General features: G+C 69.0%; 19 protein-coding genes. 12 read left to right on the forward strand and 7 right to left on the reverse strand.

Going from position 1 to position 20,828, the window contains the following annotated elements:
• Positions 1-11: 11 nt before the first annotated feature.
• On the forward strand, positions 12-434 hold the full coding sequence (locus tag CRJ03_RS06140; RefSeq protein ID WP_104018024.1) for a DUF1284 domain-containing protein: 423 nt from the start codon (positions 12-14) through the stop codon (positions 432-434).
• A 55-nt stretch (positions 435-489) separates the two neighbouring features.
• Here the strand turns inward: CRJ03_RS06140 and CRJ03_RS06145 are convergent, their stop codons facing one another.
• Positions 490-1,056, reverse strand: coding sequence for a biotin transporter BioY (locus tag CRJ03_RS06145; protein ID WP_104018025.1), 567 nt, complete (start codon positions 1,054-1,056; stop codon positions 490-492).
• 106 nt (positions 1,057-1,162) lie between these two features.
• Between CRJ03_RS06145 and CRJ03_RS06150 the strand changes: the two genes are divergently transcribed.
• The 4 genes from CRJ03_RS06150 to CRJ03_RS06165 all read left to right on the forward strand — a co-directional run bounded on the left by CRJ03_RS06150 (position 1,163) and on the right by CRJ03_RS06165 (position 4,559).
• Positions 1,163-1,816: an SDR family NAD(P)-dependent oxidoreductase gene (locus tag CRJ03_RS06150; protein WP_104018026.1), complete on the forward strand. Its 654-nt coding sequence runs from the start codon at positions 1,163-1,165 to the stop codon at positions 1,814-1,816.
• Positions 1,817-1,898: 82 nt separating this feature from the next.
• Complete coding sequence (gene surE, locus CRJ03_RS06155; protein ID WP_104018027.1) at positions 1,899-2,681, forward strand: 5'/3'-nucleotidase SurE; 783 nt, start codon at positions 1,899-1,901, stop codon at positions 2,679-2,681.
• Complete coding sequence (locus tag CRJ03_RS06160) at positions 2,678-3,334, forward strand: protein-L-isoaspartate(D-aspartate) O-methyltransferase (protein ID WP_104018028.1); 657 nt, start codon at positions 2,678-2,680, stop codon at positions 3,332-3,334. The genes surE and CRJ03_RS06160 overlap by 4 nt, the downstream gene beginning before the upstream one ends.
• Positions 3,335-3,377: 43 nt before the next feature.
• Positions 3,378-4,559: a LysM peptidoglycan-binding domain-containing M23 family metallopeptidase gene (locus CRJ03_RS06165; protein WP_104018029.1), complete on the forward strand. Its 1,182-nt coding sequence runs from the start codon at positions 3,378-3,380 to the stop codon at positions 4,557-4,559.
• A 54-nt stretch (positions 4,560-4,613) separates the two neighbouring features.
• Here CRJ03_RS06165 and CRJ03_RS19825 read toward each other — a convergent pair whose 3' ends face one another.
• The 4 genes from CRJ03_RS19825 to CRJ03_RS06180 all read right to left on the reverse strand — a co-directional run bounded on the left by CRJ03_RS19825 (position 4,614) and on the right by CRJ03_RS06180 (position 8,162).
• The gene (locus tag CRJ03_RS19825; protein WP_165375261.1) at positions 4,614-4,790 is read right to left on the reverse strand and encodes a hypothetical protein; all 177 of its coding nucleotides are present in this window, start codon (positions 4,788-4,790) and stop codon (positions 4,614-4,616) included.
• Complete coding sequence (locus tag CRJ03_RS06170; protein WP_165375262.1) at positions 4,787-5,917, reverse strand: YeeE/YedE thiosulfate transporter family protein; 1,131 nt, start codon at positions 5,915-5,917, stop codon at positions 4,787-4,789. Before CRJ03_RS06170 ends, CRJ03_RS19825 begins: the two co-directional genes overlap by 4 nt.
• A gap of 7 nt (positions 5,918-5,924) precedes the next feature.
• Positions 5,925-6,869, reverse strand: a complete 945-nt coding sequence (locus CRJ03_RS06175) for a sulfurtransferase (RefSeq protein ID WP_104018031.1) — start codon at positions 6,867-6,869, stop codon at positions 5,925-5,927.
• 126 nt (positions 6,870-6,995) lie between these two features.
• Positions 6,996-8,162, reverse strand: coding sequence for an amidohydrolase (locus tag CRJ03_RS06180; protein ID WP_104018032.1), 1,167 nt, complete (start codon positions 8,160-8,162; stop codon positions 6,996-6,998).
• Positions 8,163-8,225: 63 nt separating this feature from the next.
• Here CRJ03_RS06180 and mazG point away from each other — a divergent pair, with 63 nt between their 5' ends.
• Positions 8,226-9,041, forward strand: coding sequence for a nucleoside triphosphate pyrophosphohydrolase (gene mazG / locus CRJ03_RS06185; RefSeq protein ID WP_104018033.1), 816 nt, complete (start codon positions 8,226-8,228; stop codon positions 9,039-9,041).
• 48 nt (positions 9,042-9,089) lie between these two features.
• On the opposite strand, the gene ychF is transcribed toward mazG, so the two are convergent.
• On the reverse strand, positions 9,090-10,187 hold the full coding sequence (gene ychF / locus CRJ03_RS06190; protein WP_104018034.1) for a redox-regulated ATPase YchF: 1,098 nt from the start codon (positions 10,185-10,187) through the stop codon (positions 9,090-9,092).
• Between the two features lie 129 nt (positions 10,188-10,316).
• On the opposite strand from ychF, the gene trpA reads away from it, so the two are divergent.
• A complete protein-coding gene (trpA, locus tag CRJ03_RS06195; RefSeq protein ID WP_104018035.1) occupies positions 10,317-11,108 on the forward strand; it encodes a tryptophan synthase subunit alpha in 792 nt (263 codons plus the stop codon).
• Positions 11,109-11,166: 58 nt separating this feature from the next.
• On the opposite strand, the gene CRJ03_RS06200 is transcribed toward trpA, so the two are convergent.
• On the reverse strand, positions 11,167-11,778 hold the full coding sequence (locus CRJ03_RS06200; RefSeq protein WP_104018036.1) for a response regulator transcription factor: 612 nt from the start codon (positions 11,776-11,778) through the stop codon (positions 11,167-11,169).
• A gap of 194 nt (positions 11,779-11,972) precedes the next feature.
• On the opposite strand from CRJ03_RS06200, the gene CRJ03_RS06205 reads away from it, so the two are divergent.
• From CRJ03_RS06205 to CRJ03_RS06225, 5 genes are all read left to right on the forward strand, one after another.
• Positions 11,973-12,491, forward strand: a complete 519-nt coding sequence (locus CRJ03_RS06205; RefSeq protein WP_104018037.1) for a putative pterin-binding protein — start codon at positions 11,973-11,975, stop codon at positions 12,489-12,491.
• Positions 12,492-12,505: 14 nt separating this feature from the next.
• On the forward strand, positions 12,506-14,635 hold the full coding sequence (locus tag CRJ03_RS06210; protein ID WP_104018038.1) for an ATP-binding protein: 2,130 nt from the start codon (positions 12,506-12,508) through the stop codon (positions 14,633-14,635).
• Between the two features lie 89 nt (positions 14,636-14,724).
• On the forward strand, positions 14,725-15,837 hold the full coding sequence (locus tag CRJ03_RS06215; protein WP_104018039.1) for an efflux RND transporter periplasmic adaptor subunit: 1,113 nt from the start codon (positions 14,725-14,727) through the stop codon (positions 15,835-15,837).
• Positions 15,834-18,932 carry an efflux RND transporter permease subunit gene (locus CRJ03_RS06220; RefSeq protein ID WP_104018040.1) on the forward strand — a complete coding sequence of 1,033 codons (3,099 nt, stop codon included), beginning with the start codon at positions 15,834-15,836 and terminating at the stop codon, positions 18,930-18,932. The genes CRJ03_RS06215 and CRJ03_RS06220 overlap by 4 nt, the downstream gene beginning before the upstream one ends.
• Before the next feature lie 71 nt (positions 18,933-19,003).
• A complete protein-coding gene (locus tag CRJ03_RS06225) occupies positions 19,004-20,824 on the forward strand; it encodes an autotransporter assembly complex protein TamA (RefSeq protein ID WP_240611577.1) in 1,821 nt (606 codons plus the stop codon).
• Positions 20,825-20,828 lie beyond the last annotated feature (4 nt).

Below are 20,828 nucleotides of genomic sequence, written 5' to 3' on the forward strand. Positions count from 1 at the left end.
GAAAAACGGGCATGACACCGCCTGTCCTATGCTTTCGTCCGCACCACTTTCTCTGTGCCCTCGGCTTTGCCGGCGCGGGCTATTCCGACGCGTTCACCGCCAACATGACGCGAATCGTGCGCGACGGGTTGCGCGCGCCGGGTGGCGACGAGACGGTGATCGAGGTGGCGGGCGCGGCGGATGATATATGCACCCCCTGCCCCAAGCGACGCGGCACGCTCTGTGTCAGCCAGGAGAAGATCGCAGCGCTCGACGCGCGTCACGCGGCGGCGCTCGGGCTGCGCGCAGGTGCGCGGCTGACATGGGGCGAGGCGCAGGAGCGCATCAGGGGTGCAGTCGCCCCCGGCGATCTGGGCAAGCTCTGTGACGGTTGCCAGTGGCTGGAGCTTGGGCTGTGCGAGGCGGCCCTCGCCCGCCTTCATGAGGCCAAATGAAAAGGCCGCCCCCGGTTGCCCGGGCGCGGCCTGAGTATCGGTTGTGTCGGCTGGCTCAGCCGCGCGCCGACAGCGCCTTCCAGCCGCCCCAGACGACCATCGCCGCGAGCACGGCCTTGACCGCGTCACCCAGCAGGAATGGGCTCATCCAGTAGGTCCACAGTTCCGGCATGGTCTTGCCCATCACCGCGGCAGGCCAGGCGAGCCCGGGCACGTAGAGCAGCGCCGAGATCGCGACGCCGCAAATCGCGGTGCTCACCACCCCGCGCGCGAGCCCGCGCTCGACCGCGAGGCCAGCAAGCCACGCCATACCGACAAAGCCATAGAGGAACCCGGCGGTCGGCCCGACCAGCGCCGCACCGTTCATGCCGTTCGCAAAGACCGGCAGCCCCATCGCCCCCTCGGCGAGATAGGCCAGCAGCGCCGCCGCCCCGAGCCGCGAGCCGAAGGTCAGCCCGACGACCAGGATCGCCAGTGTCTGGAGAGTCAGCGGCACCGGAAAGAACGGCACGCTCACTTGCGCCGCCAGCGCGATGAAGAGCGATCCTCCCAGAACCAGACCCGCCTTGCGTACAAGGCCCTCGTGGCCGATCACGGCCTGTGTCAGTGTTTGTGCGCGCATCACGCGTCCCTCCTGTTTCCGTCCCGGACCGACTTTTTCGCCGCACTGCGACAAAAGTCAAGCGATTGTCCTTGATCCGATCACGCGAGAGTGGGATTTGGCTTTCATGACAGACCTGCATGATTTCCCGATCGCCCTCGTCACCGGCGCGTCCCGGGGCCTTGGGGCCGCGATGGCCGAGGCGCTTGCCCCCACCCATCACGTGGTTGCCGTGGCGCGCACCGTGGGCGGGCTCGAGGAACTCGACGAACGTATCCGCGCTGCGGGCGGACAGGCCACGCTCGCACCCATGGACATCACCACGCGCGACGCGATGGCACAGCTTTGCCGCTCGATCCACGACCGCTGGGGACGGTTGGCACTTTGGATACACACCGCCGTTCACGCAGCACCCCTCAGCCCCGCCGACCATGTAGATGCGCGCGACCTCGAGCGCTCCATCGCCACCAATGTCAGCGCCACGGGCGTTCTCATCCCCTATGTCGCGCCACTTTTGGGCCTCGAGGGACAGGCGGTGTTCCTCGACGATCCGCGCGCGGGCGAGAAATTCTTCGGTGCCTACGGGGCGACCAAGGCGGCGCAGATTGCGCTCGCCCGAAGCTGGCAGGCCGAAACTGCCCGGACCGGCCCCCGCGTGCATATCCTCGCGCCCGCACCGATGGCCACGGCGACGCGCGCGCGCTTTTTCCCCGGCGAGGACCGCGAGACGCTCGCCCATCCCCGGGACGAGGCGGCGCGCCTGCTGGCATCGCTCGGCTGAGCATCGCTGCCCGCTTGTTGCCGCGCGGCGCAGGCGTTAGACAGGCCGCAGAACAGGGCAAGCAGGGGACAGGGCGGGCGACATGCGCATTCTTATTACCAACGACGACGGCATCAACGCGCCCGGGCTAGCCGTGCTGGAAGAGATTGCCACCGCGCTCGCCGGGGACGGGGGCGAGGTCTGGACCGTGGCCCCGGCGTTCGAGCAGTCGGGTGTCGGGCACTGCATCTCCTACACGCGGCCCATGATGATCTCGCAGATGGCCGAGCGCCGGTTTGCCGCCGAGGGCAGCCCCGCCGATTGCGTGCTCGCGGGGCTGCACGACGTGATGAAGGATGCCCGCCCCGATCTCGTGCTCTCGGGCGTCAATCGCGGCAACAACGCCGCCGAGAACGCGGTCTATTCCGGCACCGTGGGCGGGGCCATGGAGGCGGCGCTCCAGGGCGTGCCGGCGGTGGCGCTCAGCCAGTATTACGGGCCAAAAATCCGCGAACTTGACGACCCATTCGAATGTGCCCGCACCCACGGCCTACCGGTGCTGCGCCGCCTACTGGACAAGGGGGTGTGGACGCGGGACGATTACGGCATCTTCTACAACATCAACTTCCCCCCCTGCCCCGGATCCGAGGTCAGGGGCATCCGCGCCGCGCGGCAGGGCTTTCGCCGCGACATGGGCTTTGGTGTGCAGCCGCATGTGGCACCTTCGGGGCGACGTTTTCTGTGGGTGACGGGTGCGCCACAGCACGAGCCGACGAGCCCCGGCTCGGACGCGGATGTGAACCTGCAGGGCTATGTCTCGGTCACGCCGATGCGCGCCGACCTCACGGCCCATGACGCGCTGGAGGCGCTGAAAGCGATCGAATGAGCGACGAGGCCGATCATAGTGCCGAACGCCAGATGCAGTTCCTGTTCGCGCTGCGGTCCCGCGGGGTGACCGATGCGCGGGTGCTCTCGGCGATGGAGCGAGTCGACCGGGGACGCTTCGTGCGGGGCTATTTTACCGGGCGTGCCTACGAGGACATGCCGCTGCCGATCGCCTGCGGCCAGACCATCAGCCAACCTTCGGTAGTGGGGCTGATGACGCAGGCGCTGCGGCTCTCGCCGCGCGACAAGGTATTGGAGGTGGGGACCGGCAGCGGCTACCAGGCGGCGATCCTCAGCCAGCTTGCGCGCCGTGTCTACACAGTGGACCGCCATCGCCAGCTGGTGCACGAGGCCACCGCGATCTTCAGGGAGCTCGATCTGGCCAATATCATCGCGCTCACCGCCGATGGCAGCTTCGGCCTGCCCGACCAGGCGCCGTTCGACCGCATCCTCGTGACCGCCGCCGCCGAGGACCCACCCGGACCGCTCTTGGCCCAGCTAAAGATCGGCGGTATCATGGTCCTGCCCGTAGGCCAGTCGGACACGGTGCAGAAACTCATCCGCGTGACCCGGCACGAGACCGGGTACGAATATGACGAGCTACGCCCGGTGCGCTTCGTGCCGTTGGTCGAGGGGCTGGGGCGCGACGGCTGAAACCGGCCGCGCAGAGGCAGGACGAGGGACAAGGGGTATCTAAATGCGACATTTGCCACGACAGGTGGTGATCGGCATCGGCATGGCGGCAGGGCTCGCGGCGTGCAGCGGACCGCTCGATATCGACATGCGCGGCGGCTTCGGCAATGCGCCGAGCACGGCCGAGGCGGCGCGCACCGCGACCGCCACGCGGCCCGAGCCGGATTCGCGAGGCATCATTTCCTATCCCGGCTACCAGGTTGCCGTGGCACGGCGCGGCGATACTCTGGCCGCGCTCGCCGCACGGATCGGTGCCGATGCCGACGAATTGGCCCGCTACAACGGTATCCAGACCGGCGACATCCTGCGCGACGGAGAGATCGTGGCGTTGCCGCGCCGGGTGGCCGAGCCCGAGGGCGGTCCGATCCGGCCCGACACCGAAATCGCGGCCCTCGCCGACCGCGCCATAGAACGCGCCGACGGCGATGGCATCGCGACCAGCACGCTCGAACCGGCGGCGCAGAGCGAGGCGGGCCAGAACGGGGCGCAGCCCATACGCCACAAGGTCGAGCGCGGAGAGACCGCCTATTCCATTGCCCGACTCTACGACGTGCCGGTGCGCAGCCTCGCCGACTGGAACGGGCTTGGCCCGTCCTTCACCGTGCGCGAGGGTCAGTTCCTGCTGATCCCCGTACCCGCGCCCGACGCACGGCCCCGGACCCGTGACGCGGAGCGAACCAAGCAGCAGCAAGAGGACACCGTCACCGCGCCCGGCGCCGGCTCGCCCACGCCCGAGCCACCGAGTGCCGCGCAGCCCCTGCCTGAAGAAGAGCCCGCCGCGCCCGAGCCGGTGGCCACGCCCGATCTTAGCCAGTCGCAGACCGACAGAAACGAGGCACGTCTCGCCCGACCGCTCGACGGCTCGATCGTGCGTGACTATGACAAGGGCCGCAATGAAGGCATCGACATCGCCGGCGCGCCCGGCGCCGAGGTGCGCGCCGCGGGCGCGGGCACCGTGGCGGCAGTGATCGAGGACAGTGACGGCCGCCCCATCGCCGTCATCCGCCACGATGGCAACCTGCTGACTGTCTATTCCAACCTTGCAGAGTTGAGCGTGGACAAGGGCGATCAAGTGACCCGCGGTCAAACCATCGGCACACTGCCCAACTCGGGCACCCCGGCGCTGCATTTCGAGGTTCGCGACGGGATCGAGAGCCTCGACCCCAATTCGTTTCTGGGGAGTTGAGCGAGAGGGGGCGTCAAACGGGAGTCGCACTTGGGGCCGACACCCTCCCCCGCGCTACCGCACCGGCGGCGGCGGGGCCGCGCAATGCCCACCTGTGGCGGCCAGCCCTGAGCCGAGCGCAAGCATCGGCGGCGCCGTGTAAGGGTTGAGCGGGTCCGACTGCGCCTGATCCAGGGCGACGAGACCCAGAATGCCCAGCCCCACGAGCATTGCCACGTGCACCCGCCTCATTTTCGCGCCTCCAGTCCCAACGCGGGCCGCAGCCGGATCCCCACCCAGGACCCGGCAAAGGCCGCTATGAACCACACCCAGCCATGCGCCGAGCCGGTGGCGATACCGCTGAAGAAGGCGCCGACATTACAGCCGAACGCGAGCCGCGAACTGTAGCCCAGTATCAGCCCCGCGACGATCACCGCCACCCAGGCGCGCGCAGGCAGCACGCCGACCGGCGAGGCGAACCCCGCCCGCCACCACGCCACGAGCGCGGCGCCGCCGATGAGCCCCAGATCGGAGAGCGAGGTCACGTCGGTCAGGAGGCTCGCCTCGACTTGCGCGGCATTGGCCGGGGCAGACCAGAACACCGAGCCGGATAGGTCGCCGCCCACGGCCACCACTGCCTTGGCCACCCATAGCCCGAGGCCGTAAACCACACCCCAGGGCTGCCCGGCCACCACGAGGTGCAGGATCGCCAGCACCGCCAGCGCCAGCGCCGCCCCCCAGTAACGCGCGGGCAGACGGTGGCTGCCCTTGCGGCCCAGACGAAGCGCCAACGCCGCGATCCCCGCCAGCCCGGCGAGCGTAATCGCGAGCCCACCGGTGCCGTCAAGCGTGGCCACTGGCAATCTGCCCAGCGCCGTCCACCAGCTCAGGTGATAGGCCCCGGCAAAGCTGCCGATGGCGAAGAAGGGCAGCGCCACCGCGCCGATGGCATTGCCGCTCCCGGCGTTCACGAGCGTGCCCGAACCGCAGCCCAGCACCACCTGCATCGCCGCGCCGAAGACAAAGGCCCCGCCCACCATCGCAAATCCGATGGGGGCGTGCGCGCCCTTCAGCTCGGCCCCGTTCGCAGCGAGAAGCGGCAGCGCCGCGCAGGCAACGATGCCTATGGCCAGAAGTTGCGCCAGAAGCCCAGAGGCGTCGCGCTCGAGGATCATCCGCCGCCACGGGCCGGTAAAGCCGAAGCGGAACCCCTCTAGCGCGAGGCCGAAGCCGAGCCCGATGGCAAGGATTGCACCCGCGCGCGGCCCGGCACTCAGCGCCACCGCCATCACCAGCACGGCCACGAGTGCGAGCACGCCCGTGCGCAACAGGACGCCGGGCGCGGAAGGCGGGATCGCGTGCGCGGTGGCCTGTGTCACGGGCGCCTCAATACTTGCCGGTGATCTTGTTGAGAAGGTTCTCGAAAAGGCCCGGCACATTAGCCATCTCCAGCCCCGCATTGGACCAGCCAACCACCGATTCCGGGTAGAGGCGCACGCCCTCGATCCCGGCGATCTCACTCAGCGCGAACCAGTTGGTCGCCGCCCAGTGCCCGGTATTGCAGAACGATACCAGCCGGTCGCCCTGTTCAAATCCGTTCTCGACCGCCAACTGGCGCACGAGGTCCGGCTTGATGAGCGATGGCTGGTCCTCGCCGAACCAGCGGTCATGGGTGAAATACTGCGATTGCGGGATGGTGCCGGGCCGCGCCGCCGCGCCATGCTTGGTCTCGCCTTTCCAGAACGCCTCGGGGCGGGCATCGACGAGGGTCGCCTCCTCGCGCCCCTCGACGATGGCCTGCACATCCGCGCGCGTGGCCAGCCACTCGTCGGAGAAGGTGACGGTAATCGTGCTCGGCGCGACCTCGGGCGCGCTGCCCGTTTCGACCGCGCCCGTGGCCTGCGTCCACGCATTCATGCCACCGTTGAGCACCGCCAGATCGCTGAAACCAGACGATTTCAGCGTCCAGTACACCCGCGCTGCCGATCCGAAATCGGTTTGGTTGCTGCCCTGATGGACAACCACGACGGGCGTGTCGGTTTCGAGGCCAAGGTTGCGCAGCACCTCGGTCAGATGCGCCTCGGTCACGAGCATGCCCGGATTCTCCGCCGGGCCGCGAAAGAGGCCATAGGGTGCGTTGCGTGCGCCGGGGATATGGCCAGCCTCGTAGGCGGTCGGCGCGCGGATATCGAGCACGACGGGTGCCTCGGCGGCTTCCAAAGCGTCATCGAGCGCCGCGGGGGTCGTGAGTGGGCCGTTCGACGCCTGCGCCGCCAGCGGGATCAGCGCCATCCCAAGCACCAGCGCCACCTGTTTCAATCTCGTCAGCATGGGGCCTCTCCCATCCCTGTGGTTGATTCAATCGCTTGAGACATATTCCCAGAGCCTGTCGGCAACAAGCCTGTGGCAGTGACCTCACGGGCTGTTGAGCCCCCCGCCACGTCCCGGCGCTCGGGCTCAGGTATCGAGCGGCAGCGCCCGTTCCACCACCCGCGCGAAGAACGAGGCGCCGAGGGGGGCCACCGCGTCGTTGAAATCGAAGGCCGGGTGGTGAAGTGCTGGCCCCGCGCCCTGCCCGAGAAACAGATAGGCGCCGGGCCGCTCGGCCAGCATGTAGGCAAAATCCTCGGCCCCCATCTCGCGCGTGCGATCCGCGATCACGGCTGCGTCTCCAACCACTTCCCGCGCGATTTCCGATGCAAATTCCGTAGTTTGCGGATCGTTTATCGTGGACGGATAGCCGGACGCGATCTCCACTTCCGCGCGCACGCCATGCGCCGCCGCCACGCCCGCGGCCACCTCTCGCAAGCGGCGGTGCGCCATGTCCCGGACGCCCTCGGCAAAGGTGCGGATCGTCGCGCCGACATAGGCGCGTTCGGGGATGACGTTGTCGGCGCTGCCCGCGTGGATCTGCGTGACCGAAATCACCAGGTCGTCGAGCGGGTCGCGGTCACGGGTGATAATGGTCTGAATTGCCTGAACAATCGCCACCGCCGCCGGGATGGGATCGCGCGCCTCGTGGGGCATGGCACCGTGCCCGCCCTGCCCGATCACGTGGACATGGAGGGTATCAACGGCGGCCATAATCGGCCCGGGCGTGGTCTCGAACGTGCCCTCGGGCGCGCCGGGCAGGGTGTGGAGGGCATAGACCTCGGCCACCTCGTGGCGGTTGAGCGCGCCTTCCTCAACCATAAGCTGTGCGCCGCCCGGCCCTTCCTCGGCGGGCTGAAAGAACAGCACCGCGCGCCCGGCGTAATTTCTTGTTTCTGCTAGATATTTTGCTGCACCAAGCAACATGGTCGTGTGCCCGTCATGGCCACAGGCATGGGCGCGCCCCGGCACGGTGCTGGCGTGATCGGCACCGGTCAGGTCGTCCATCGCGAGCGCGTCCATGTCGGCGCGCAGGCCGATGGACCGACCGGGGGAGCGGCCCTCGATCACCGCGACGACGCCCGAGCGGGCGACCCCCGTTTCGATCCGGTCCACGCCGAACTCGCGCAGCTTTTCTACAACGAATTCCGCGGTTTCGAAGCAATCCAGCCCAAGCTCTGGGTGGGCGTGCAGGTGCCGCCGCCATTCGGTCATTTCCTCGGCGAACCCGGCTATGCGATTGATTGCGGCCATGTCTGGACATCCCTTTCGTCTCCCGTCACGTTGGCAACAGACAGCAATTTCAAGGGCGCTGCAATGGCCGACGACACCCTTCTGCACGACCCCGATGGTGGGATGCCCCGGCTGATCGAGATCATGGCGCGGTTGCGCGATCCCGAGACGGGCTGTCCCTGGGATATCGAGCAGGATTTTGCGAGCATTGCCCCCTATACCATTGAAGAGGCTTATGAAGTTGCCGATGCCATCGAGCGGGGCGACTGGCGGGATTTGCGCGCGGAGCTGGGTGACCTGCTGTTGCAGGCGGTGTTTCATGCACAGATTGCGCGGGACAAGGGGCTGTTTAATATCGAGGATGTGGCGAACGCCATTTCCGACAAGATGATCGCCCGCCATCCCCATGTTTTCGGGGAAGAAAACCGCGACAAGAGCGCCGAGCAGCAAACCCGTGACTGGGAGGCGGTCAAGGCCGCCGAGCGCGCCGCGTCAGGCGAAAGCGGCACGCTCGACGGGGTGGCGCTGGGACTGCCGGCGCTGTTGCGGGCGGTGAAGCTGCAGAAACGGGCCGCGCGGGTCGGATTTGATTGGCCGGAAACATTGCATGTTCTCAACAAGATACGCGAAGAAGTTGAAGAGCTGCATGAAGCTGCCGAGAGCGGCGACCAAGCCCATGTCGAGGAAGAATTCGGCGATCTGCTGTTCGTCATGGCCAACCTCGCGCGGCACATGAAGCTGTGTCCCGAGACCGCGCTACGCCGCGCCAACGCCAAATTCACGCGCCGATTTGCCCGCATCGAGGCGCTGTTGGCCGAGGACGGACGCCGCCCCGAAGAGAGCGACCTCGCCGAGATGGACGCGCTCTGGAACGCGGCCAAGGCCGAGGAGAAACTGTAGGTTCAGAGCGCGAACCGCACGGTTCGCGCGTTTCACCGCGCGGTGCGTTCAGGTATTGAACAGGAAATGCAGCACGTCGCCATCCTTGACGACGTAGGCCTTGCCCTCGGCGCGCATCTTGCCGGCCTCTTTCGCCGGGGTCTCGCCGCCGCAGGCGATGAAATCCTCGTAGGCGATGGTCTCGGCGCGGATGAAGCCCTTTTCGAAATCGCCGTGGATCACACCCGCCGCGCGGGGCGCGGGGGTGCCCTCGGGGATGGTCCAGGCGCGCGCCTCCTTGGGGCCGACGGTGAAGTAGGTCTGAAGGTGCAGGAGCGCGTAGCCCGCCTTTATGAGCCGGTCGAGACCGGCCTCTTCGAGCCCCATCTCGGAGAGGAACATTTCCGCCTCTTCGGCGTCGAGCTGGGCGATCTCTTCTTCGATCTGGGCGGAGATGACGACGTGGCCCGCGCCTTGCGCCTCGGCCATCTCTGCCACCGCGGCGGCATGGGCATTGCCCGTGGCCGCGCTACCCTCGTCGACATTGCAGACGTAGAGCACCGGCTTGGCGGTCAGCAGTTGGAGCAGCTTCCACGCGCGGGCGTCCTCGGCATCGACCGCGACGGTGCGGGCGGGGTGGCCCTCTTCCAGCGCGGCCTGGGCGTCGGCCAGGAGCCGGTCGGCCTGCACGGCCTCCTTGTCGCCACCCTTGAGCTTGCGCACCAGCCCGGCGCGGCGTTTCTCGATGGAATCGAGATCGGCCAGCATCAATTCGGTCTCGATCACCTCGGCATCGGCCACCGGATCGACGCGGCCATCGACATGGGTGACGTCACCGTCCTCGAAGCAGCGCAGGACGTGGGCAATGGCATCGACCTCGCGGATATTGGCGAGGAACTGGTTGCCGAGGCCCTCGCCGCGGCTCGCGCCCTTCACGAGGCCCGCGATATCGACGAAGGTCATGCGCGTGGGGATGGTCTGTTTCGACCCGGCGATCCCGGCCAGCCGGTCGAGCCGGGGGTCGGGGACCGCGACCTCGCCCACGTTGGGCTCGATCGTGCAGAACGGAAAATTCGCCGCCTGCGCGGCGGCGGTGCGCGTGAGCGCGTTGAAGAGCGTGGACTTGCCCACGTTGGGCAGGCCGACGATTCCCATCTTGAAGCCCATCTGCGGCCCCCTTCGATCCTAGGTCGGGGGCATCTACGGGGCCGGGCGGGGCAAGGTCAAGCCGGGCATTGATTTTCCCCGCCGATTGCGCCAAACCCGCGCGAACGTGACAGTTGAGAGGCCGCCTCCATGACCCGCATCGACGCCAGATTCGCAGAGCTTCGCGCCGCCGGACGCAAGGCGTTCGTGTCCTACATCATGGCGGGCGACCCGGATGCCGACACCTCGCTGGAGGTGATGAAGGGGCTGCCGGGCGCGGGCGTGGACATCATCGAGCTGGGCGTGCCCTTTACCGACCCGATGGCCGACGGCCCGACCATTCAGCTTGCCGGACAGCGGGCGCTGGCGGCGGGCATGACGCTGGAAAAGACGCTGGCGATGGCGCGTGCGTTCCGCGAGGGGGACGATACCACGCCGATCGTGCTGATGGGGTATTACAACCCGATCTACAATCGCGGCGTGGACAAGTTCCTCGTCGATGCCAAGGCCGCCGGGATAGACGGGCTGATCGTGGTGGACCTGCCGCCTGAGGAGGATGACGAGCTGTGCATTCCCGCGGCGAAGGCGGGGCTCAACTTCATCCGGCTGGCGACGCCCACCACCGATGACAAGCGCCTGCCCAAGGTGCTGACCAATACCAGCGGGTTTGTCTATTACGTGTCGATCACCGGGATCACCGGGGCGGCGGCGGCCGAGGCCACGGATGTCGGCCCCGAGGTGGCGCGGATCAAGGCGCAGACCGATCTGCCGGTGATCGTGGGTTTCGGCATCCGCAGCCCCGAGACCGCGCAGACCATCGCCGGGGTGGCCGATGGCTGCGTGGTTGGCTCGGCCATCGTGGGCGAGATGGCCGCGGGGCGCCCGGTGGCCGAGGTGCTGGAGTTCGTGCGCGGGCTGGCGGAGGGCGCGCACCGGGCGTGAGAGGCCGCTGACCGCGTGCGGACCGTTTGCCACATCGCGCGGCGGGCGGGCAGTCGCCTCAGGCCAGGCCCATGTCGCGGGCGAGCATGGCGGCGTGGGTGCGGTTGCGGGCGCCGAGTTTGCGCGACAGCGTCTTGAGATGAAGCTTGACCGTCACCTCCTGGATCGAGAGATCGCGGGCGATTTCCTTGTTGGATTTGCCGTCCGAGACACCGGTCAGCACGTCGCGTTCGCGCGCGGTGAGGGCGATATCGGCCTCGGCACCGGGGTCGCGGTCGGAATTCAGGAAATCGCAGGGCGCGAAGGTGTCGCCCCCGAGGATGCGCCGCACCGCCGAGATCAGCGCGCGCGGCGCCAGCGTCTTGGGCAGGAAGCCCGCCGCGCCCGCGCGCAGCGCGCGCCGCGCCACCTCGGGCGGGGCGGTGCCCGACAGGATCGCCACCGGGCAACCCGCCTGCTCGCGCATCCGCGCGAGACCGGCGAGCGCCGCCATCCCCGGCATCCGGTAATCGAGCAGCACGAGGTCGAACCCGTCCTGCGCGCGCACCATTGCGAGGGCGTCGTCGAACCTGCCGGCCACGGCCACGTCAAAGCCCCCCTCGCTGCGCAGGTAGGCGGCGAGCGTGTCGCGCACGAGGTCGTGATCGTCGGCGAGCAAAACGCGGCTCATCGTGTCTCCGGTTCGGTGAGTGTTCGTCTTGAGTGTTCGTCTTGAGAGAAGGTTGAGTGTAGTCTGGCGTCACAGGAATGACAAATGCGTGATTGCACGCCGGAGCGCAAGACGTCACCCCGGGCAAAAGCATAGGAGGGCTGGGCACGCGCCTGAAATTGCCGAAACTGGTTGCGCACGAACAGGGAGGGATCATGCCGCGCCGCATTGCCGCGATCGTCCGGGTCGTCCGCGCGTTCGGACTGTGCCTCGCCGTGGCATGGGCGGCAACGTGGCAGCCGTCGGGGGCGGAGGCGCAGGCACGGCTGGATATCCTTGCGCCCGACGGCACGCGGCTCGCCGCGCTCGACCGCGCGGACCTGGCCGCGCTGCCGCAGACCGCGTTCACGACGCATACGATCTGGACCGAGGGGGTGCAGCGTTTCGAAGGCGTGTCGCTGGCCACGCTGCTCGCGCGGACCGGCATCAGCGCCCGGCGGCTCGACCTCGTGGCGGTGAACGATTACACTGTCTCGCTATCGGTCGACGAGATCGGACCGGTCTATCCGGTGATCGCGCACAGCCGAAACGGTGCGCCGATGAGCCTGCGCGACAAGGGGCCGTTCTGGCTGGTCTACAATTACGACAGCGACCCCGATTTCCAACGCGAGACCGTCTACATGCGAAGCATCTGGCAGCTTGACCGGATCACCGTGCATCCGGCGGCGGAGTGAGGACCGGGCAACGAATGCAGGGCACCGAGGATCACCGTCTGTCCGCGCGCGAGCGGCTCGCGCTGGCGCTGCTGGCGATGTTCGCCATCGGCTGCATGATCGCGGCGGTGATCATTACCTCGCACGTGCTGGCGCGGATCGGCGAGTATGGCACGGCACGCGATGACAACCTGCAATGGACCATCTCGCAGATCGAGGTGGACCAGCTCAAGTTCCGGCTGGCGCTGGAGAATCTCGGCCGCGCTGACCCGGAGGCGCCGGATGCCGTGCGGCAGCGGTTCGATCTGCTCTATAGCCGCACCACGACGCTGCGCAACGCGCCCGCCTATCGCGCCATGCTGGCGCGCTCGCAGGCGGCGGGCGAGGCGGGACGGGTGATGGCGATCCTCGACGAGATGATCCCGTTGATCGACGGCGGCGACGCGGACCTTGTCGCGGCCCGTGGGGTGCTGGAGGCGCAGGCGGCGCGGATGACCCCGCCCATTCGCCGGATCGCCGCTGCCGCGCTGGCCATCGACGCGCGCCGCTCGGACGCCGAGCGCAGGCAGTTGACCACGCAGATCGTGACCCTCACGGCGCTAAGCACGTTGATGTTCGTGGCGCTGTTTTTGTTGCTGGTGCTGCTGTGGCGGCTCTATCGCGGGCGGCTCCGGGCCGAGGCGGCGATGGCGACGGCGCGCGAGGAGGCGTTGGCTGCCGAGCAGGCGCGCGCGCGGTTCCTGGGCATGACGAGCCACGAGATGCGTACCCCGCTCAATGGCCTGCTGGGCGCGCTCGAATTGCTGGAGGACAGCGATCTCGACAGCGATCAGCGCGATCACGTGCGGCTCATGCGGTTGAGCGGCGAGGCGCTGCGCACCCATATCGACGAGGCGCTGGGGGGGCTCGGACCGCCCGGCGACGCGCCGGTGCTGCGCCCGGCGCCGTTCGATCTGGACGCACTGCTCGCCGATCTGGTGGCGGGGCAGCGGATTGCCGCCGAGGCGCGTGGCAACACGCTCCGGCTCGATCCGGCGCAGGCCCGTCTGGGCACCGTGGTCGGCGACGCGCGGCGTCTGGGGCAGGTGTTGCTCAACCTCGTGGCCAACGCCGTCAAGTTCACCCGCGACGGCACCATCACCCTGTCGGCGCGGCGCGACACCGGCGACGCGGTGGTATTCGCCGTGCACGATACCGGGATCGGCATCGCCGAGGCCGAGCAACCGGCGATCTTCGAGGATTTTATCCGCCTGCCCCATCGCGACGTTGCGGGCGCGGAGGAGGAGGCAGGTGGGACCGGGCTGGGGCTTGGCATCGTGCGGCGGATCGTGTCCGCGATGGGCGGGCATATCGACGTCGAGAGCAGCCCCGGCGCGGGCAGCATCTTTACCGTGCGGGTGCCCCTGCCGCCGGCAAGGAGCGACGGCGAGGCGCAAACCGAGGCGGGTGCCGCCCCCCTGCCCCGCGCCCTGCGCGTGCTGGTTGTCGAGGACACCCCGGCGAGCCGCACGGTGACCGGGACGATGCTGGAGCGCGACGGTCACGAGGTGGTGCTGGCCGGGGACGGGATCGAGGCGGTCCGGGCTGCGGGCGAGGCCGCTTTCGACCTGATCCTGATGGATGTGGACATGCCGCGGCTCGACGGGATCGAGGCGACCCGGCGCATCCGCGAGGGCGGCGGCCCCAATGCGGCCACGCGGATCGTCGCGCTGACCGCCTATCACGGCGCGCGCACCGTGGCGCGGTTGCGGGAGGCCGGGGCCTGCGCCGTCGAGGTCAAGCCGCTGGCGCGGGCCGCGCTACGCGCGCTCGTCGCGCAGGTGCCACGGGACGAGGCGGTCGTGAACGCGGCGCACATCGCGCAGATGCAGGCCGCCCTGTCCGAGGCGCAGATGGCCGGGACGATGGCGGCGCTGGGACGCGAGGCAGAGGCGCTGCTGGCCGATCTGGAGGCGGGTATGCCGGACGATCTGGGTGGGCGCATCCACAGGCTCGCAGGGACGGCCGGGACCTGTGGCGCCACGGCCCTGCACACACGGCTGGAGCAGATCGAGGCGGCGCTGGAGACCGGGCGCGAGGCGCGGGCGCGCGCGCTGTGCGACGGGCTGCCGATGCTGTGGCGCCGGACGCGCGCCGCGCTTCGGCAGCACGGATTCGCGGCCTGACGCTCACGCGGAGTTGCCTTTCGCCGCGGGCGCAGTAGGTTTACTCATCGGCCACGACCAAACGCGCACCGGCAAGGAACCGTCACCGCATGTCCGTATTCAGGCAACTCATCGTGCTCGCGGTGCTGGGTGGGCTGGCCTATGGCGGCTATGGCTACTGGCGATCGGAATACGCCACCGTTCCCGGCGCGGCGCAGGGCGGTGGCGGCCCGCGCGCGGCGACGGTCGAGCTTGCCACCGCCGAGACGCGGGTGATGCAGCGCACCGTCGAGGCCGTCGGCACCACCCGCGCGCGCCGCTCTATCGAGATCGTGCCGGAGACCGACGGGCGGCTGGTGGCGCTCGATATCGCGCCGGGAAGCCGGGTCGAGAAGGGCGAGGTGCTGGCGCGGCTCGACGATTCGATCCAGCGGTCGGACCTCACCGAGGCCGAGGCGGTTCTCAAGGAACAGTCGAGCACGCTGGATCGGTTGCGCCAGTTGCGCAGGACCAACGCGGTCTCGGTCGCCTCGGTGGAGGAGGCGGTGGCGCGGCGCGCCGAGGCGCAGGCGCGCGTCGAGCGCGCGCAACGCCGGCTCGACGACCGGGTGATCACCGCGCCGTTTGACGGCGTGGTGGGGCTGACCGCCTATGACGTGGGCGCGCGCGTGACCGAGGGAGAGGTGCTGGCGCGGCTCGACGACCTGAGCGAGGTCGAGGTGGAATTCGGCCTGCCGGAAACGGTCTTTGCGCAGGTGGCGCGCGGGCAAAAGATCATCGCGCACGCCGCCGCCTTTCCCGATCGCCGCTTCGAGGGCACCATCTCGGAGGTGGACAGCCGTATCGACCCGGTGAGCCGGTCTTTCCTGACACGCGCGCTTATTCCCAATCGTGACAGCACGCTGCCCGCGGGCATGTTCCTGTCGCTGACGCTGGTGCTGGACGAGGCGGAGCGCATCGTCGTGCCGGAGGAGGCGATCGTGTTCCAGGCCGCGCAAACCTATGTGTTCGTGGCCGAGGACGGTATCGCCCGGCGGCGCGCGGTCGAGACCGGGCAGCGCCGCGACGGGGTGATCGCGGTGACCTCGGGGCTGGTCGTCGGGGACGAGGTGGTGGTGCGCGGGCTGCAGCGGGTGCGCGACGGCGCGCCGATCGATATCCTCGCGCGCGACCGCGACGCCACCGCCGGGGACGATGCGGGAAGCGGCGAGGCGCCGACATGACGCTGTCGGACATCGCCGTGCGCCGCCCTGTTCTCGCGGCGGTGGCGAGCCTGCTGATCATCATCTTTGGCGTGGCCAGCCTGCGCGACCTGCCGGTGCGCGAGCTGCCGGACGTGGACAACTCTGTCGTCACGGTCACCACAACCTATCGCGGCGCCGCGCCCGAAGTCATCGACACCGACATCACCGAGGCGGTGGAGGGCGCTGTCGCCTCGATCGCGGGGATTCGCACCATCTCGTCGGAGAGCCGACAGGGCCGGTCGCGGGTGACCATCGAGTTCGAGACCGGGGTGGATATCGACGTGGCCGCCAACGATGTGCGCGACGCGGTGGGACGCGTGCGCGGCGAGTTGCCGGACGAGGCCGAGGAGCCGCAGGTCGTCAAGAGCGATGCCGACGCCTCGCCGGTGATGCGGCTCGCGATCACCTCGGACCGGATGACCACCGCCGAGATCACCGATTACATCGACCGGTTCATCGCCGACCGGCTGGCCACGGTCGCGGGGGTGGCGAGCGTCGATATCGCGGGCGACCGGCCCTTCGCGGTGCGTATCTGGCTCGACCGGCGGGCGCTGGCGGCGCGCAACCTGACGGTGGCCGATGTCGAGGCGGCGCTGCGCCGGGCCAATATCGAACTGCCCGCGGGCGACGTGGAATCCGATAACCGGCAGCTTACCGTGCGGCTCAACAGCCGGTTGGCCAGCATCGAGGATTTCCGCGACGTGGTGATCGACCGGGTGGCGGGCTATCCGGTGCGGCTGCGCGACGTGGCGCGGGTGGAGCCGGGCGTGGCCAACGATTCCACCGTGGTGCGCACCAATGGCAACGACGCGGTGGGCATGTGGGTGCTGCGCCAGAGCCAGTCGAACACGCTGGCCATCTCGAACGCCGTGCGCGCCGAGATCGCGGCGATGGCCCCCACCCTGCCCGAGGGGATGGAGATCATCGTGGGCTCTGACGACGCGCTCTTTGTCGGCGCGTCGATCCGCGAGGTGGTGATCGCGCTGGGCATCTCGCTTGTTCTGGTGATCGGGGTGATCCTTGTGTTCCTGCGCTCGGGTGCTGCCACGCTGATCCCGGCGATTACCATTCCCGTCTCGCTCATCGGGACCTTCCTGCTGATCGGCATCTGGGGATTTTCGCTCAACACGCTGACACTGCTGGCGCTGCTCCTGGCCATCGGGCTGGTGGTGGACGACGCCATCGTGGTGCTGGAAAACATCCAGCGCCGCATCGAGGACGGCGAGACGCCGCTGGTGGCGAGCCTCAACGGCACGCGGCAGGTGACCTTTGCCGTGATCGCCACCTCGCTCACGCTGATCGCGGTGTTCGTGCCGCTGTCGTTCATGCCCGGGCAGGTGGGGCGGCTGTTCGTGGAGTTCGGCTGGGTGCTGGCGGGCACGGTGGCGATCTCGACCTTCGTGGCGCTCACCGCGTGCCCGGCGCTGGCATCCAAGGTGCTGCGGGCGCGGGCGCGGCGCGGGGCGGGCGACGGCACGCCGCGACGCGCGCCACTGATCCAGCGGGCCTATCGCGCGCTGCTCACGCGCTGTATCGCCATGCCGCTCGTGGTGCTGGGCGTGGCGCTGGCGGTCACCGGGGGCGCGGCGCTGTTCTATGACGGGTTGCCGCGTGAGCTGGCCCCGCGCGAGGATCGTGGCGTGGGCTTCGTGCCGCTCACCGCGCCGCAGGGCTCGACCGTGGCGCATTCGGACATGGCCGCCCGGCAGGTCGAGGAGATACTGAAGCCGCATGTCGACTCGGGCGAGATCGCGACCGTGTTTACGTTTACCGGCTGGGGCGGGCGGGCGTGGCGCTCTTTCGTGGTGTTCCGCCTTGCGTCGTGGGAAGAGCGCGATCGCCCGGTCTCGGCGCTGGTGGGCGAGCTGGCCCCGCAGATGAGCCGCGTGACCATCGCGCGCGGCTTTCCGGTGACGCCCGCCGGGCTGGGCCTGCGCGGCAGCTCGACCCCGGTACGGGTGGTCATCGGCGGCCCCGATTTCGAGAGCGTCAAGGACTGGGCCGCGGAGTTGCTCGCCCGCGCGGAGAGCGTGCCGGGGCTGGTCAATCCCGAGATCAATTACGAGGAGAACCTGCCGCAGCTCGATATCCGGATCGACCGCGCGCGTGCCGACGATCTCGGCATCTCGGCCGAGGCGATTGCCGCCACGCTCCAGACCATGCTCGCGTCGCGCGAGGTAACCACCTTTGTCAGCCGCGGGCGCGAATATCCGGTTCTGTTGCAGGCCGAGGACGAGGACCGCCGCACCCCCACGGATATCGGGAATATCTTTGTGCGCGCGGGCGACGGCGAGAAGCTGGTGCCGCTGGGTGCGCTGGTCACGCTGGACGAGAACGCCGCCGCGCCATCGCTGCGGCGCTTCGACCGGTTGCCCTCGATCCAGCTTTCGGGCGCGCTCGCCCCCGACGCCGAGCTTGGGACCGTGCTCGAACAGCTCGAAGAGATCGCCACCGAAATCCTGCCGGCGGAGGCCAAGCTGGGCTATGACGGGCAGTCGCGCACCTACAAGGACACCGCGGGCGGGGCCAACGTGGTGTTCCTGCTGGCGCTGGTGATCGTCTACCTGGTGCTGGCGGCGCAGTTCGAGAGCTTTCTGCACCCGGTGGTCATCATGCTGACGGTGCCCATCGGCGTGGCGGGGGCGATCTACGCGATGACGCTGGGGGGCCTGTCGCTCAACGTCTACAGCCAGATCGGGATCATCCTGCTGATCGGGCTGATCGCCAAGAACGGCATCCTGATCGTGGAATTCGCCAATCAGCTACGCGACGAGGGACACGCCGTGCGCGAAGCGGTGATCGAGGCATCGGTGCTGCGTCTGCGCCCGATCATGATGACCGCGATCTCGACCGTGCTGGGTGCGCTGCCGCTGGTGCTGGCCAGCGGTGCGGGGGCCGAGAGCCGGATCGCCGTGGGCACCGTCATCATCGCCGGGCTGAGCCTTGCCACCGTGCTTATGCTGGTCGTCACACCGGTGCTATATGACCTGCTGGCGCGGTTCACGCGCCCGCGTGGGGCGATGGAGGCGGCGCTGGAGCGCGAAATTTCGGAGCGTGCGCACCCCGCCGAGTGATTTTTCGCCGATCGCGGCGGGCGACGGGTCTGGCCATCGGTGGCCTCGGGTGCGATAGAGGAATGGTGTCCGTGGGGGGTGCTGTCGTGCGGGAATGGTCGGCCCGAATCGTCTTGTTGATCGTGGCGCTGAGCGCGCTGACCACCCTGTCCGCCCGTGCGGCGGAGGTGAGCCTGTCGGCACCACGGGCACCGGAGAAGTTCACCGAGCGGCTGCACGCCGCCTCGCTCACGGTGAGTGAGGCGGCGCGGGAGGACAGCACCGCGCAGGACCTGCTCGCCGCCGCGCAGGCCGATTACGCGCGGCTGCTGAGCGTGCTCTATGCCGAGGGCTATTACGGCGGCATCATCTCGATCCGGGTCGATGGGCACGAGGCCGCCGACATCCCGCCGCTCTCGGCCCCCGACGAGATCGGCCAGGTGGGGATCGAGGTGGTGCGCGGGGCGGGGTTCCGCTTCGGCGTAGCCGAGGTGACGCCGCTTGCACCCGGCGCCGGGCTGCCGGGCAAGTTCCTGTCGGGAGAGCTGGCCAAGGCGGGGCTCATCGCCGAGGCCACGCAGACGGGGATCGAAGGCTGGCGCTCGGCGGGTCATGCCAAGGCGCGCGTCGATGCCAAGGATATCGTTGCCAATCACCCGCGCGCGCGGCTCGATGCGCGCATTGCGCTCGACCCCGGCCCGCGGCTGCGGTTCGGTGCGCTGCGCATCACCGAGGGCGACCGCCCGAGCCGCGTGCGCGCCGCGCGCATCCGCGAGATCGCCGGTCTGCCCACGGGCCGCCAATTCTCGCCCGGTGAGGTGGCGGACGCCACGAATCGCCTGCGCCGCAGCGGGGCGTTCCGCTCGGTGCGCCTGATCGAGGCCGAGACGCCCAATGCCGACGGCACGCTTGACATCGCGGCGCGGGTGAGCGATGCCAAGCGCCGCCGCATCGGCGTGGGCGCGGAGCTGTCGTCGCTCGAGGGGGTGACGCTGTCGGGATTCTGGCTGCATCGCAACCTCTTTGGCGGGGCCGAGCGGCTGCGCATCGACGCGCTGGTGGGGGGCATCGGCGGCGATTCGGGGGGCGAGGACTTCCGCCTCGGCGCGCGGCTTGACCGGCCTGCCACCTTCACCCCGGACACCGGCGCATTTCTGCTCGCCGATGTCGAGGAGCGCAACGAGCCCGACTACCGCGAGCGCAAGGCCGAGATCGGCGGCGGGCTGACCCATGTGTTTTCCGACGAGCTGAGCGCCGAGGCGGGCGTCATCCTTCGCTTTTCCGAGATCACTGACGACCTCGGCAGGCGCGAGGTGCAGCACCTGCTGTTTCCCGTGAGTGCCACCTGGGACCGGCGCGACGATCCGCTCAACCCGACGGAGGGGCTGTATCTCGAGCTTGGGATCACGCCATTCGCCGGGCTCGATCAGGGCGGAGGGGGCGCAAGATTTTACGCCGATCTGCGTGACTACCTCACGCTTGGCGATGCGGGGCGGTTTACGCTTGCGGGCCGCGCGCAGCTTGGCTCGGTCGCCGGGGCGGGGATCGTCGATGTGCCCGCTGACATGCTGTTTTACTCGGGCGGGGCGGGCACGGTGCGCGGACAGGGCTACCAATCGCTGGGCGTCGATCTGGCCCCGAACATCACCGTCGGCGGGCGCGCCTTTGTCGGGGTCTCGGGCGAATTGCGGGCAATGGTGAATGACCGCGTGCAGGCCGTGGCCTTTGCCGATGCCGGGTTCGTCGGCGAGGACGCGCTCGGCACCGGCACGGGCGAATGGCATGGCGGCGCGGGGCTGGGCGCGCGGTATTTCACCACCGTCGGGCCGATCCGCCTCGATATCGCCACGCCCGTTGGCGACGACGCGTTCCAGGCTTTCGAGATCTATGTCGGCATCGGGCAGGCGTTCTGATGCG

It is taken from the genome of Roseovarius nitratireducens (genome assembly GCF_002925845.1).
GTDB classification, from domain to species: Bacteria; Pseudomonadota; Alphaproteobacteria; order Rhodobacterales; family Rhodobacteraceae; genus Roseovarius; species Roseovarius nitratireducens.

Bases quoted from the DNA above. Each gene is read 5' to 3' on its own strand.
- CRJ03_RS06140 (WP_104018024.1), top strand. From the start codon at position 12: ATGACACCGCCTGTCCTATGCTTTCGTCCGCACCACTTTCTCTGTGCC.
- CRJ03_RS06145 (WP_104018025.1), bottom strand. From the start codon at position 1,056: ATGCGCGCACAAACACTGACACAGGCCGTGATCGGCCACGAGGGCCTT.
- CRJ03_RS06150 (WP_104018026.1), top strand. From the start codon at position 1,163: ATGACAGACCTGCATGATTTCCCGATCGCCCTCGTCACCGGCGCGTCC.
- surE (WP_104018027.1), top strand. From the start codon at position 1,899: ATGCGCATTCTTATTACCAACGACGACGGCATCAACGCGCCCGGGCTA.
- CRJ03_RS06160 (WP_104018028.1), top strand. From the start codon at position 2,678: ATGAGCGACGAGGCCGATCATAGTGCCGAACGCCAGATGCAGTTCCTG.
- CRJ03_RS06165 (WP_104018029.1), top strand. From the start codon at position 3,378: ATGCGACATTTGCCACGACAGGTGGTGATCGGCATCGGCATGGCGGCA.
- CRJ03_RS19825 (WP_165375261.1), bottom strand. From the start codon at position 4,790: ATGAGGCGGGTGCACGTGGCAATGCTCGTGGGGCTGGGCATTCTGGGT.
- CRJ03_RS06175 (WP_104018031.1), bottom strand. From the start codon at position 6,869: ATGCTGACGAGATTGAAACAGGTGGCGCTGGTGCTTGGGATGGCGCTG.
- CRJ03_RS06180 (WP_104018032.1), bottom strand. From the start codon at position 8,162: ATGGCCGCAATCAATCGCATAGCCGGGTTCGCCGAGGAAATGACCGAA.
- mazG (WP_104018033.1), top strand. From the start codon at position 8,226: ATGGCCGACGACACCCTTCTGCACGACCCCGATGGTGGGATGCCCCGG.
- ychF (WP_104018034.1), bottom strand. From the start codon at position 10,187: ATGGGCTTCAAGATGGGAATCGTCGGCCTGCCCAACGTGGGCAAGTCC.
- trpA (WP_104018035.1), top strand. From the start codon at position 10,317: ATGACCCGCATCGACGCCAGATTCGCAGAGCTTCGCGCCGCCGGACGC.
- CRJ03_RS06200 (WP_104018036.1), bottom strand. From the start codon at position 11,778: ATGAGCCGCGTTTTGCTCGCCGACGATCACGACCTCGTGCGCGACACG.
- CRJ03_RS06205 (WP_104018037.1), top strand. From the start codon at position 11,973: ATGCCGCGCCGCATTGCCGCGATCGTCCGGGTCGTCCGCGCGTTCGGA.
- CRJ03_RS06210 (WP_104018038.1), top strand. From the start codon at position 12,506: ATGCAGGGCACCGAGGATCACCGTCTGTCCGCGCGCGAGCGGCTCGCG.
- CRJ03_RS06215 (WP_104018039.1), top strand. From the start codon at position 14,725: ATGTCCGTATTCAGGCAACTCATCGTGCTCGCGGTGCTGGGTGGGCTG.
- CRJ03_RS06220 (WP_104018040.1), top strand. From the start codon at position 15,834: ATGACGCTGTCGGACATCGCCGTGCGCCGCCCTGTTCTCGCGGCGGTG.